The organism is Hymenobacter lucidus, from assembly GCF_020447265.1.
Taxonomy (GTDB): Bacteria; Bacteroidota; Bacteroidia; order Cytophagales; family Hymenobacteraceae; genus Hymenobacter; species Hymenobacter lucidus.
Genome location: NZ_JAJADR010000006.1, coordinates 304,752 through 316,866, shown reverse-complemented (window position 1 = coordinate 316,866; position 12,115 = coordinate 304,752). Strand labels below are relative to the sequence as shown.

Below are 12,115 nucleotides of genomic sequence, written 5' to 3'. Positions count from 1 at the left end.
GCGGTGAATGTACTACAATTACATGGATCGGTTAGCATTTCGCAATTATCAGTTGGCGCCAGGCCGGCCGCAGCATGTTGGGGGAAAGTGAAAACAGCTTTTTTTGCCGATTATTGGCGGAAATTCTCCCTTTCCAGTTCCCACCCCGTTTACCGAAGGTCTTGAATGGCCCGTCGGTAAATGAAAATTGTGCCCCGACTCATGTCCCGGATTCTGCTTTTAGGTGCCGGCCGCTCGGCATCTTCCCTGATTCACTACCTGCTGCGCCACGCCGCTACCGAAGGCTGGCAGCTAACGGTGGCCGACGTAAATCCGGCCCACCTGGCGCCCGTGCTGGCCGCCCACACCGAGTATGCCCGGGCTGTGGCGTTTGATATTCAGCAGGAAACCCAGCTGGTCGAGCTGGTGCAGCAGGCCGATATCGTTATTTCGATGTTGCCCGCGCTGTTTCACCTGCCGGTGGCCCAGGCCTGCGTGCAGCATAAGCGCCATCTGGTAACGGCCAGCTACGTGTCGGAGGAAATCCGGGGACTGGATGCGGCAGCTACTGAATCCGATATCCTGATTCTGATGGAGTGCGGCCTCGACCCCGGCCTCGACCATATGTCGGCCATGCGGGCCCTGGCCGATATCCGGAACCGGGGCGGGGTGCTTACAGCCTTCCGCTCATACTGCGGCGGGCTGCTGGCCCCCGATTCGGAAGGCGACAATCCGTGGAAGTATAAATTCACCTGGAACCCGCGCAACGTGGTATTGGCCGGCCAGAGCACCGCCAAATACCTCGAAAACGGCCACCTGCGCTTTATTCCCTACCAGCAGTTGTTTGCCCGCACCACGCCTATTTCGGTGGCCGGCTACGGCGACTTCGACGGTTATGCCAACCGCGACTCACTGAGCTACCGCGCCCCCTACGGCCTGGAAACCATTCCGACGATGCTGCGCGGTACGCTGCGTCGGGCCGGTTACTGCGCCGCCTGGCAGGCCTTCGTGCGCCTGGGCCTCACCGACGACTCGGTGCGCCTGAGCAACCCGGCCGACATGACCTGGGCCGCGCTGGTCGAGTCGTTTTTGCCCGCTGCTACTGGCGACGCTTCCTTGGCCGCCCGCACGGCCGAGTACCTGGGCTTGGAGCCCGAAGGCATGGAAATGCAACGCCTGGCGTGGCTGGATATCTTCACGGCGCGGCCCGTGGAGCTGGCTGATGCCACGCCGGCCCAGCTGCTGGAGCGCCTGCTCACGGAAAAATGGCAGCTCGGAGCCGACGACCACGATATGATTGTGATGCAGCACACACTGGACTACGAGTTGGCCGGCGTGCCCCACCGTTGGGAATCGTCATTGGTGGTGCTCGGCGACGATGCCACGCACACGGCCATGGCCAAAACCGTGGGCCTGCCCGTGGCAATGGCCGTGCGGCGGCTGGCGGCCGGGCTGGTAGCGCAGCGCGGCGTCGTGATTCCCACTGAGGCTAACCTCTACGAGCCTATTTTGGACGAGCTGGCAGCCGACTACGGAATCCGGTTTGCGGAACACGAAACCAGCCTGGCGGCCGTTGTAGCGCTTTAATCTAGGGGCTACGCGAGAATGGCTCACTCCATGAGGTTGCGGCTGCTATTGGGTGCGCTCCTGATAATAGTGCTGGGCGCGATGCTTCAGCTTTGCCCCTGCATGATGTGCTTTAAAATTAGTTACAGCGCCAGGTAGAAATTCTGGAGCAACTGCCGAAACTCGGCTGTGTAGGCTTCACTGCTCGCCTCGTGCAGAGGCAAGACTCGCTGTTCAGTAGGCACGGAAATGCGGCCAAAGCGGGTAATGTGGCGCAGGGGCTTGCTGCCGGGCCGGTGGCACATGATGACCCGCTCGGTAGGGTAGAGGCCGGCTACGGCAGCTGCCCGCTCGAAATGCTGCATTTCCGGCGGTGGCAGCAGCACCGTGAGCTGGCCGGCGGGCATGAGAAAATCGGCGGCAAAGCGGGCTAGATCCGGGAAAGAAAGCGTATCGGGGGTAGTGTGGCGGGCCGTGGTGCGGGCCGCGTCGGGCGAGGGGAGGGAATGGCGGAAAAAGGGCGGGTTGCAGAGAATATGGTCGAATGGCGCGGGCCGGGTGGCGGCGTACTGCGCCAGACTTAGTGCCTGCACCCGCACCCGCCCGGACCAAGGGCTGCGGGCCACGTTGGCAGCAGCCTGGGCGGCGGCCTGCGGCTCCAGCTCTACGGCTTCAATGTGGGCCGTAGCGTTGCGCTGGGCGGCCATGAGAGCCAGCAGGCCGGTGCCGGTGCCAATATCCAGGATTCGGGGAGCAGCCGTCAGCTCGGCTAGGGCGCCCAGCACGCAGGCATCGGTACACACTTTCATGGCGCACTGGTCCTGCTCGATGGTAAAGTGCTTGAAGCGGAAGTAAGAGTTAGCCAAAGCAGAGGCGGATACTACAGAAACAAATCAGCTTAGCGCCGCGCCGAGGCCTGCCGGTCCCAGTCGCGCAGCATGCGCTGCAAATCGGCGTATTCGGCCTCGTAAGCGCCCTGCAGCGGGAATTTGGCCGGAAACTGGCGGAAGTAAACGGCCGCCTGCTGGTCGCCGCTGAGGGCGCTGAGCAGCAGACGGTTGGCCAGCTCGATGCGCTTTTCCTCCTTGAGCGTGGTCGTCGTTTCAAATTCCTGCTTTACCCGAGCTATTTCGGCGGCTGTGTAGGGCGGCAGGCTCTTATCGAGGAAGGAGCGGTGCTGAATCTGACCTTTGCCCAGGTAAAACTGGTCGAGGCGGAAGCGCACGAATTCGTAGGTGAAGTTTTTGCCGGCCGGTAGGTTTTTCAACGATTCGACGGTGAGCGTATCGTGGCGGAAAACCAGGCGACACCGCTCCCGGATATCCCAATATTTCAGAATCTTGCGGGGCTGGCAGGTCGAAACGGCAAACTCCGAGAAGAATTCCTGCTGCTTACGCTTCTCCTTGTAGCCGCATACCGACAGCGCCTGGCCGGTCGAGAATACAAACAGGCTGTCGGGCGCGGTGCTGGCCATAGGCACCTCGGCGGGGCAGCTGCACTGCACGGCGGGCCGCACCGGAATGCTCTGGGCCGAGGCCGGCGTCGAGCGTTCCAACTGCTGCTGGCAGGCCGTCGTCAGGCCCAACAAGGTCAGCACAAAGGCGGAAGAAAGGGCAGGCTTTGTCATACGGGTATTCTACGCGAAGCGGGCCGGCAACAGCCAGCCGGATCAGGGGAAAGTGAGGGCCGGCCGAGTAGGTCCGGCCTGGTCAATCTGGCGGGTCAGCAGTTTGTGCAGCGGCTTCTCAACCAGATAGTAGAGGCCAATTGAGGCCGCGACGGTTAGCAGGAAAACCAGCCCGAACTGCAACAAGGCGGGCAAGCCGGCCGGCAGCCAGGCCGTAAGTTGGTCGTGCCACACACCCATGTGGATGAGGTAGAAGCAGTAAGATGATTTGCCCAGCACCTGCAGCAGCGGCGTGCTCAGCCCGCGCTGAAGCCAGGTTTTTTCGGCGGTAAGGCCCCAGAGCAGCAAGCCGGTAGCGAGGGGCAGCAGCAAGTTGTTCACGGCTACGCCCGGCAGCGTATCGATGCTGACCTTGCCGGTGTGGAGTTGAATAAGTGTGAGAGTACCCACGACCAGCCCCAGCAGCAGGCCACCGAGCCAGGTAGCGCGGCGCGGCAGCCAAGAGCGCGCTGCCAACGCAAAAGCCGCCCCCAGCAGAAACTCGCTGCTGCGCCCGAAAATAGTGGCCACGAGCATGAAGTGCGCGGATTGAAAGTCGGTTTCAGCGTTACCATATATGCCCCAGCCCAGCGCCAGCAGCCCGGCGGCTACGGCCAGCCAGGCCACGGGCGAAAAGCGGCGGGCCAGCCAGAATAGCGGCGGGGCCAGCAGGTAAAAGCATTCCTCCACCGTGAGTGACCAAGTTTGGACGATGCCGGTGAAGGCCAACGAATCGGTGAAGCCCTTGAGCAGCGTGATGTTAGCCACGTACAGCCACAGCGCGTTATCGGTCAGATAGAGCTTATTCAGCAGAAAGGTAGCTGTGGTAGCCAGCAAGAATACCGGCCAGATACGCGCCCAGCGCCGCAAAGCGTAGCTCACCAGCTGCGGCCCGCCTAAGGGCTGCTGATAATAGCGCTGGCAAATCAGGAAGCCGCTGAGGGTGAAGAACAGGGAAACCCCGATATGCCCTTCGCGGCACAGCGCGTGCAGCACCTGCTGTAATTCCGAACCGGCGGCCTCCACCGGTGGAAAATGAAACAGGAACACGCAATAGGCGGCTACTGCCCGCAGGCCGGTGAGGGCGGGGAAGTAGGAAGCCGGTTTTACCACGGAGAAATGACTATTTCGATGCTGATGAATTGCGTTTCTAACGACTACCTAAGCGCCGGCTTGATCCGACGTAGGGGAAAGACTTTAGGCAGCAGGAGTTGGATGCAATTCGGCAACAGTGCTAGCGGGGGGCGCTGGCGATTTGCTGATGCGGGCAAATAACGCCCGAATGCCCTTGTTCATGGGCTCTTCGAAACAGTAGAAGAGCGCAATAGACATAGCCACCAGCGTTGCAAACGAGCCGAAATAACCCAGAGTAGACGACTCGTCGAAGTAGGGTAGAATCAGGGCATGATAAAAGCCCATGTGAATCAGGTAAAACGCATAGGAGCTTTTGCCCAGCACCGAAAACAGGTTGGTCGACAACACTCTGGAAAGCACGGTCTTTTCCTGGAGCAGGCCCAGAAAAACAGTGGCGATGGTAAAGGGTAGGTAAATATTGTTGATGGCTACGCCGAGCGGATGTTTAATACCAAATTCAACCCCGTAGATATATTCTATTCGAATTAAGAAATAGATGCCTAACGCAAACAGCAAAGTGCCGACGTGGGTAAAATATCGGAACGTAAAATTGGCGCGTCTGATCAGAAGCGCAAGACCTATCCCGACGAAGAACTCGATAAAGCGGCCGAAGAAAGAATACGACAGCACCAGCTTGTCGTCCTCAAAAAAGGGCATTCCAAGGTGGGCAAACAGCTCTATGAGCAGATAGCCGGTGGCAGGGAGCAGAATGATAGCCGACAGCCAGACAAGGATTTTGCGGATTTTGCTGCCTTGCAGGGCCAGAAAAAAGAAGAAGGCAAATAGGTAGAAGCATTCTTCTACCGTCAGCGACCAGGCCTGTTGAATGCCTGTTCCAAAATAGAACCAGGAAAACCCTTTCAGAAAGGTGATGTTCATTAAATACTCAGTCACTACTTTCGAACTCGGGTCCGATAAATAATACTTGCCGAATATTATGCTTGTCAGCAGGAAGTATAGCGGATATATTCGGGCAAAACGATTGGTGAAATAACGCAGAAAGTAAGGGACTGTAAATTCGGTTTTGCCTAGGTATCTGTTTGCAATAAGAAAGCCGCTCAGCGTGAAAAATACCGTGACACCTACGTGCAGCTCATTGAATATGTCATATAAGGTGTTGCTATCAAATATCGATTCACCTGGATTGTAATGATGGAAAAAAATCATAAAGGCAGCAATAGCTCTGATGCCGGTTAATGACTTGTAATACTGCTTCATAAGGTAAAGTTGGCTGACTAAGAAGAAATTTGGTGAGCAGGTGCCAGAATCTGGAAAAAGCCCGGTAAAGCGTACGGTTACAACAGATCAAAAAAAAGCCAACAGGCAGGGGTAAAGCACCTTCGGTAGCCGGCAAGTTACGAAAAGCAACGCTGCCGGCTACCCGGCCGGCCGGGGCGTAGTGGCTGGTCTGGATGCCGCAACTAGCTGGTACTTATGGCGGCAGCTTATCTCAGGGCTTGGCTTCCTGCATCTCGTAGCCGGCATCAATGAGCAAGGGGCCGCGCGTGGCGCTGTGCACGGCCAGCTGGTCGCACCGCTCGTTTTCGGCGTGGCCGTTGTGGCCGCGCACCCACCGAAACTGCACCTTGCGCTGCTTATAAATCTTTAGAAAGCGCCGCCACAGGTCCTCGTTGGCTTTTTTGCCGAAGTCGGGCTTGGCGGCCCAGCCGAATACCCACTTTTTCTCTACCGCGTCTACCACGTACTTCGAGTCGGTCGTCACGGTAATCGGAATATCGGGGCGCGTCACGGCCTCCAGGCCCACGATGACGGCCAGCAATTCCATGCGGTTGTTGGTCGTGAGGCGGAAGCCCTGGGTAAGCTCCTTCTCGTGGGGACCGTAGCGCAGAATAGCGCCGTAGCCACCCGGACCCGGGTTGCCGCGCGAAGAGCCGTCGGTGAAAAGTTGAATCAAGGAAAAACGTTTTTAACTGAACGACATTCCGAGTGAAGCCGAGGAATCTCGCCTACTGACGTTGCAACACTAATTATGCGTCAGCACGCGAGATGTCTCACTTCGTTCGATATGACGGTTTGATTGAACTCAAAAATTACTCTTAAACAGTTTGATGGCAATGGCCAGCAGAATCACGCCGAACACGCGGCGCAGGATGTCTTCGCCGGCCTTGCCGAGCTTGCGCTCAATCCAGGCCGAGCTTTTGAGCACGATGAAGACGAACACCAGGTTCAGGCCGATACCTACCAGCACATTGGGCAGCGAGTAAGCCGCCCGCAGGGAAAGCAGGGTCGTCATGGTGCCGGCGCCCACGATGATGGGAAACGCCAGCGGCACGATAGAGCCGGTGCGGGTGGTAGGGTCGTTTTTGAACAGCTCGATGCCCAGAATCATCTCCATGCCGATCAGGAAAATGATGATGGCGCCGGCCAAAGCAAACGACTGGTAGTCGACCCCGAACAGCGACAAAATGCTCTGGCCCAGAAACAGGAACACCACCATCAGCACGCCGGCCACCAGCGTGGCCTTTTCGGAGTGAATCTTCCCCTCGCGCTGCCGGATCTGAATGATAATTGGGATGGAGCCCAGAATATCAATTACCGCAAAGAGCGTGAGCGTAACCGAGAAGATTTCCTTGAGGCTGAACATAGGTGAAGTTGTGAAATGGTGAAGTTGTGAAAGGTGAAGTTGTGAATTGTTGATTCCGCTCAGTTTGCATCTACTGCACGATTCACAATTTCACCTTTCACAACTTCACCCTTTAGGCGAATTCGCGGGCGAAGAACTGCACGAGCTGCTCGTAGGCCGCGTCGGGAATGGCGGGGAAGTTGGCGATGCGCAGCGAGTTGGACTTCCAGCTGCCGTAGCCGTTGCCCAGCTGCAGGCCCTGGCTGAGGGCGCGGCGCTTCACCTCGTCGATGAGGGCGGGTGGGCCCTGCAGGCCGATGACGGTGGTGGAGCGGGTTTCGGGGTTCGTGACCAGCGGCGTGAGCTGAGTGGCCTGGTCGAAGTAGTCGTAGAGCTTGGTGGCGCGGTCGAGCAGGTGCTGGTGCACGGCTTTGATCGGCTCCCGATCCTGCAGCACCCGGCTCAGCAGGTAGATGCCGAGCACGTTGGGCGTGTGGGTGGTCTGGAAGTTGAGCATCTTCTCGTACTGGTTTACCAGGCTGTTGTAGCGCCGCCGCTCGTTGATCTGGCGGAAGCGGGCCACCGCTCGTGGCGACAAGACCATGATGCCCAGGCCAGCCGGCATGCCGAAGCACTTCTGCACCGAGCCAAACCAGATGTCAGCCTTGATGTACTTGAGCTGAATGCCGCCTAGCGAAGAGGTGGCATCCACGGCCAGCAGGGCGTTGCCGAGGCGGTTATAGAGGTTCAGAATGAAACCGTCGCGCAATTGGGTAGCGTTGCTGGTTTCGTTCTGGGTGATGCAGACCAGGTCGGTATCGTCGGCGGGCAGGGGCAGGGTGTACACCTCCGGCAGCTCGTTGATACCGAACTGCTGGCCGGTGCTGGCCGGGCGCAGGGCTTTGGCGTACTCAAACCACTTTTCGCCGAATGCGCCGCTGTAGAGGTGGAAGCTCTTGGTGGGCGTCAGGTCCTGGGCCAGCACTTCCCAGCACTCGGTGGCCGAACTCAGGAAATACACGGTATAGTCCTGGGGAATGTTGAGCTTGGTTTTCAGGTCGGCTACGGTCTGGCGCATCAGGCCCGTGAACCGCTCGCCGCGGTGCGGGGCCGAGAGCCAGCCCTCATCAAAGGCATCCTGCAGATAGCCGCGCAGCTCGGGATACACCTGCGACGGGCCGGGGTTGAATGTATACATAGGTGGAAAAGGCTAGAGGAAGGAGCTGCAAAGGTAGGGAAGGTTAATATGCTAATGTGGGAAATGTGGGTAATGTGCTAATGAGGAATGTGCCCTTGCCAGGAGGCACGACGAAACAATCCATCCGCTGAAATGTGCAGTACTTCCTTTCGCGACAAGCACTGATGCCTGAGCTATGTATCGCGAAGTGGAGCTTCGCGAGGCGTCCGCACCGCTTCAACGATTGTTGTTCAACGCGTCGCAAAGTAGAACTTCGCGGTACAGGCAAAAGCCCTTTACTCCGGTGGGAACAAAGGGCTTTTTGGTGAAAGGACGTGACTACCTGCGCAGAGGACGGGTTGCTTCGGCTTGCGCCTTGCAATGACAAAGTGGGCATTAGCACCTCAGCACATTTCTCACATTCGCACATTAACCCACATCAGACTTTGAACCCCACGCGCTTGGGGCGCAGGCCTTCGAAGTAGTGCAGGGCCAGCCGGTAACTGTCTAGCTTAAAGCCGCTGATGCTGCCGATGCAGTTTTTGCCGATGAGGCTCTTGTGGCGGATTTCCTCGCGGGCGGCCACGTTGGAGAGGTGTACTTCCACCACCGGCGAGTTGATGGCGGCCAGCGCATCGGCCAGGGCCAGACTGGTGTGGGTGTAGGCGCCGGCGTTGAGCACAATGCCGTGGTAGGTGAAGCCCACCTCGTGCAGCTTGTCGATCAGCTCGCCTTCGTGGTTGCTCTGGAAGTATTCGAGGGTGAAGTCGGGGAAGGCAGCGCGCAGCTCGGGCAAATACTCCTCGAAGGAGCGAGTGCCGTAGATGCCCGGCTCGCGGCGGCCGAGCAGGTTGAGGTTGGGGCCGTTGATGATCAGGATCTGCATGGAGGAGGTTTGGGGAGCTTGAGCGGTAAAGGTAAACCCATCCGGCGGGAGCCGGCCGCAGTCAGGTTTAATGTTCTACCTTGTGAGCTTATGAAAAAACTATCTATTAAGGACGCTGCGCCGGTTATGTTATTCCTTGCCCTGGGCTTACTGGCTGGCAGCGGCTGCAAAAAAGTGGAGGACATTGTGAAACCCAAGCTGCCCGAGGCTACCCAGGAAGGGCAGGGCACCTTCGGCTGCCTGGTTGATGGCAGCCTGTGGCTGCCTTTCGTGCAGCACACGCTCGATAGTAAGCTGGAAGCCAGCTATTCGTCTACCGCCGGTGGTACGTTTACGCTGCGTGCCGAGCAGGAACCGTCTACTGGTACTTCGCAGTACATTCACCTTACCGTGTATAACCCGGCGGGGGTGGCGCTCAAGCCCGGCACGTATGCCGTAGCCAGCGGTTTCACTGGCCGCCTCGAAGCGCAGCAGGATTTCATGACCTCGGCGGCGGGTCCGGCCACGCTCACCATTACGAAGGTGGAGCCGCGCACCGAAAAGACGCCCACCGGCGGCGAAGTGCGCTATACCATCGTATCGGGTACCTTTGATTTTGAGGCGGCCGCTCCCGCCGGGCAGAAAGTCCGGCTCACCGAAGGCCGGTTCGATGTGAAAGCCTTCTAGCGCCGGCCCGGCATTTTTCTTTGCAAGCTCCTTTATAGAATGTCCAACTGGTCCGTTAGCATCAAGCAGTTTGAGGGCTACCTCCAGCTCGAAAAGTCTTTGGCCGCCAACTCGGTGGAAGCCTACGTGCGCGACGTCGGCAAGCTGCGTCAGTACCTGGAAATAAGCAAGCTGCCCGCCAGCCCCGCCCAGGTCACTACCCGCATTCTGCGCGACTTCCTGGCCTGGCTTGGTGAGCTGGGCATGAGCGCCACCTCGCAGGCCCGCACCCTGTCGGGCATCAAGGCCTTCTACAGCTTTATGATAATGGAGGATTTGCTGACCCTGGACCCCACCGACACGCTGGAAGCCCCCAAAACCGGCCGCAAATTGCCTGATACGCTCAGCTATGAGGAAATAACCCAGGTGCTGGAGGCCGTGGACATGAGCACCAACGAAGGCACCCGCAACCGCGCCATCCTGGAAACGCTCTATTCCTCGGGCCTGCGTGTGTCGGAGCTGACGGATTTGCGCCTTTCCAACCTCTACGCCGACCAGGGCTTCGTGCGCGTGACCGGCAAGGGCAACAAGGAGCGGCTGGTGCCCATCGGGCGCGATGCGCTGAAGCACATCGGCTTCTATATCAGCGGCGTGCGGTGCCACCTCGACATTCAGCCCGGCCACGAGGACTTCGTGTTTCTGAACCGGCGCGGGGCTAAGCTCTCCCGGGTCATGATTTTCAACATCATCAAAGACCTCGTCGACAAGGCCGGGGTGCCGAAGGTGGTGAGCCCCCATACGTTCCGCCACAGCTTTGCCACCCACCTCATTGAGGGCGGCGCCGACCTGCGGGCCGTGCAGGAAATGCTGGGCCACGAAAGCATCACGACCACCGAAATCTACACCCACCTCGACCGGGACTACCTGCGCCAGATTATCACCGAGTTTCACCCCCGTAGCTAGGGTCCGGCCGGGCCGGTCCACAGTTACTGAAGCGCGGCTTACCACCAACTTTTCGTCGCATAATCGAACAAGTTGGCGCCCAACTTCACAGTTTCGGAGCTTTGTTTTTTCGCTACGAAAATACTGCTTGTTACTGGCCGGCTTGCCATTAGCTCATATCCCCAGCTCTCTTTCACAAAGAATTAACGTTCTAAATTCAGAAGGCTTTTTTCTTGCTGAATACTCTCTATATTCAGTCACTTTTTTGCAATTTTTCCACCTATACCGATACCATGAAAAAATACTCAACAACGATTCGTTCCTATGTTGCGGGCAATTTCAAGCGCCTATCCTTTGGGATGCTTCCGCTAGCCCTACTAATGGTAACCAGCTTTCCCAATCAATTGCGTGCCTCTTCTGCTGTGAGCGAAGAAAACAAGCCCAGCACAGCACAAGCCCAAAAGAAGCAGAACAAAACGAAGGTTGTCTCCGGAACCTGCCATTGGTATACAAATGGCAGTAGCCTGATGGTAACCTGTGACCCAGAGTTCCACACGGACTTTATCGCCGACGGCGGCTGGTCTCCTTACCATGGCGAACTACCCGATACCGGCACTACGGGAGGAACATCAGCAGGAGGCATGGCCTTTTTCCCATTGCCTACCCCACCGTGCACTACTTGCCCATGTCCACCTAATACACCTGGTTGTCTCGATACTCCTATTTTTGATGAATAGAGACGAAAATACGCAGCAGTATTGCAGATGAAAATTTTCTCTGCAATACGCTGCAGACCATTGTTTGCTTTACCAATCTAGCCCCTCAGCTCGCGTTGAGGGGCTTTTTTAGCAAAAATGAGTACCCTTAGTAAGGGTCCGAATTTATACTTTAGGATACATAACATCTACAATAGGCAAACTCGCTTTTGAGCATTCTTTTCGGCTTTCCACTTGTTTACTTCGATGACTTCTCCCAGCAGGCGCAGGTGTATGGCTGAGCTGTGCGTAGCCGGATTTTACACTTGCTGAAACCTACCTCACTGGGGTTGAAAGCCGGAAGATAAGGTGGAGTGCAAGGCGGCGCGGCAGCTGCTCAGCCACTGCTCGGCCTCGGCTACGGTAGTGAAAATCTGCAACTCAAACTGCCCGGCAAAGGCATCGGCCGGGGGCAAAACTGATGGGAAATCGTGGGCCGGCAACACATGGGCCACGTAGCGCAGACCCAGCGCTATGGCCTGCGGGGCCCAGATACGCTCCAACCAGTCGAGCGAGTCGAACCAGGGACCCGTCACGCCGCTGTTGTCGTTGAGCAGCATGGCGCAGGGCAGCGCGCCCAGCAGCTGCAGGTAGGCCGTAGCGCCCCGTACGCCGTCCTCATTCACCACGAAGCCGCGCCAGGTAACCCGGAACCACTCGTGCACGGGTTCGTACCGGGCAGCGCAGTATACGTCCAGGCTGCGGCTGGAAAGGGCAAAATGCGGCGTAGTCATATTCCAACAGGTATAGGGTAAGACACTTGGGGCAATATCTTTTAGTA

General features: G+C 57.8%; 13 protein-coding genes. 4 read left to right on the top strand and 9 right to left on the bottom strand.

What is annotated here, in order from left to right; all coding sequences use genetic code 11:
• The first annotated feature begins 201 nt into the window (after positions 1-201).
• The gene (locus LGH74_RS19685; protein WP_226178470.1) at positions 202-1,566 is read left to right on the top strand and encodes a saccharopine dehydrogenase C-terminal domain-containing protein; all 1,365 of its coding nucleotides are present in this window, start codon (positions 202-204) and stop codon (positions 1,564-1,566) included.
• Between the two features lie 122 nt (positions 1,567-1,688).
• On the opposite strand, the gene LGH74_RS19680 is transcribed toward LGH74_RS19685, so the two are convergent.
• The 8 genes from LGH74_RS19680 to aroQ all read right to left on the bottom strand — a co-directional run bounded on the left by LGH74_RS19680 (position 1,689) and on the right by aroQ (position 8,992).
• Complete coding sequence (locus LGH74_RS19680; protein WP_226178467.1) at positions 1,689-2,411, bottom strand: tRNA1(Val) (adenine(37)-N6)-methyltransferase; 723 nt, start codon at positions 2,409-2,411, stop codon at positions 1,689-1,691.
• 32 nt (positions 2,412-2,443) lie between these two features.
• Entirely contained in the window at positions 2,444-3,172 is a 729-nt protein-coding gene (locus tag LGH74_RS19675; protein WP_226178464.1) for a hypothetical protein, read from the bottom strand.
• 42 nt (positions 3,173-3,214) lie between these two features.
• Positions 3,215-4,324: an acyltransferase family protein gene (locus tag LGH74_RS19670; protein ID WP_226178459.1), complete on the bottom strand. Its 1,110-nt coding sequence runs from the start codon at positions 4,322-4,324 to the stop codon at positions 3,215-3,217.
• An 84-nt stretch (positions 4,325-4,408) separates the two neighbouring features.
• Positions 4,409-5,563 (bottom strand): acyltransferase family protein, encoded by a 1,155-nt coding sequence (locus LGH74_RS19665; protein ID WP_226178456.1) that lies wholly within the window; start codon positions 5,561-5,563, stop codon positions 4,409-4,411.
• A gap of 232 nt (positions 5,564-5,795) precedes the next feature.
• Positions 5,796-6,260: a ribonuclease HI gene (gene rnhA / locus LGH74_RS19660; protein WP_226178453.1), complete on the bottom strand. Its 465-nt coding sequence runs from the start codon at positions 6,258-6,260 to the stop codon at positions 5,796-5,798.
• A gap of 129 nt (positions 6,261-6,389) precedes the next feature.
• Positions 6,390-6,950 (bottom strand): MarC family protein, encoded by a 561-nt coding sequence (locus LGH74_RS19655; protein ID WP_100335794.1) that lies wholly within the window; start codon positions 6,948-6,950, stop codon positions 6,390-6,392.
• Between the two features lie 112 nt (positions 6,951-7,062).
• Positions 7,063-8,127, bottom strand: coding sequence for an aminotransferase class V-fold PLP-dependent enzyme (locus LGH74_RS19650; protein WP_226178450.1), 1,065 nt, complete (start codon positions 8,125-8,127; stop codon positions 7,063-7,065).
• Between the two features lie 418 nt (positions 8,128-8,545).
• Positions 8,546-8,992 carry a type II 3-dehydroquinate dehydratase gene (gene aroQ / locus LGH74_RS19645; protein ID WP_226178447.1) on the bottom strand — a complete coding sequence of 149 codons (447 nt, stop codon included), beginning with the start codon at positions 8,990-8,992 and terminating at the stop codon, positions 8,546-8,548.
• A gap of 90 nt (positions 8,993-9,082) precedes the next feature.
• Between aroQ and LGH74_RS19640 the strand changes: the two genes are divergently transcribed.
• The 3 genes from LGH74_RS19640 (at position 9,083) to LGH74_RS19630 (ending at position 11,316) form a co-directional block, all read left to right on the top strand.
• Positions 9,083-9,658 (top strand): Riean_0653 family protein, encoded by a 576-nt coding sequence (locus tag LGH74_RS19640; protein WP_226178428.1) that lies wholly within the window; start codon positions 9,083-9,085, stop codon positions 9,656-9,658.
• A gap of 39 nt (positions 9,659-9,697) precedes the next feature.
• Complete coding sequence (xerD, locus tag LGH74_RS19635) at positions 9,698-10,600, top strand: site-specific tyrosine recombinase XerD (RefSeq protein ID WP_226178425.1); 903 nt, start codon at positions 9,698-9,700, stop codon at positions 10,598-10,600.
• 272 nt (positions 10,601-10,872) lie between these two features.
• Entirely contained in the window at positions 10,873-11,316 is a 444-nt protein-coding gene (locus tag LGH74_RS19630; RefSeq protein WP_226178422.1) for a hypothetical protein, read from the top strand.
• A 299-nt stretch (positions 11,317-11,615) separates the two neighbouring features.
• Here LGH74_RS19630 and LGH74_RS19625 read toward each other — a convergent pair whose 3' ends face one another.
• A complete protein-coding gene (locus LGH74_RS19625) occupies positions 11,616-12,068 on the bottom strand; it encodes a hypothetical protein (protein WP_226178419.1) in 453 nt (150 codons plus the stop codon).
• Between the last annotated feature and the right edge of the window lie 47 nt (positions 12,069-12,115).

Excerpts from the sequence above, each read along its gene's own strand:
- LGH74_RS19685 (WP_226178470.1), top strand. The coding sequence starts at position 202 with ATGTCCCGGATTCTGCTTTTAGGTGCCGGCCGCTCGGCATCTTCCCTG.
- LGH74_RS19675 (WP_226178464.1), bottom strand. The coding sequence starts at position 3,172 with ATGACAAAGCCTGCCCTTTCTTCCGCCTTTGTGCTGACCTTGTTGGGC.
- LGH74_RS19665 (WP_226178456.1), bottom strand. The coding sequence starts at position 5,563 with ATGAAGCAGTATTACAAGTCATTAACCGGCATCAGAGCTATTGCTGCC.
- LGH74_RS19655 (WP_100335794.1), bottom strand. The coding sequence starts at position 6,950 with ATGTTCAGCCTCAAGGAAATCTTCTCGGTTACGCTCACGCTCTTTGCG.
- LGH74_RS19650 (WP_226178450.1), bottom strand. The coding sequence starts at position 8,127 with ATGTATACATTCAACCCCGGCCCGTCGCAGGTGTATCCCGAGCTGCGC.
- aroQ (WP_226178447.1), bottom strand. The coding sequence starts at position 8,992 with ATGCAGATCCTGATCATCAACGGCCCCAACCTCAACCTGCTCGGCCGC.
- LGH74_RS19640 (WP_226178428.1), top strand. The coding sequence starts at position 9,083 with ATGAAAAAACTATCTATTAAGGACGCTGCGCCGGTTATGTTATTCCTT.
- xerD (WP_226178425.1), top strand. The coding sequence starts at position 9,698 with ATGTCCAACTGGTCCGTTAGCATCAAGCAGTTTGAGGGCTACCTCCAG.
- LGH74_RS19630 (WP_226178422.1), top strand. The coding sequence starts at position 10,873 with ATGAAAAAATACTCAACAACGATTCGTTCCTATGTTGCGGGCAATTTC.
- LGH74_RS19625 (WP_226178419.1), bottom strand. The coding sequence starts at position 12,068 with ATGACTACGCCGCATTTTGCCCTTTCCAGCCGCAGCCTGGACGTATAC.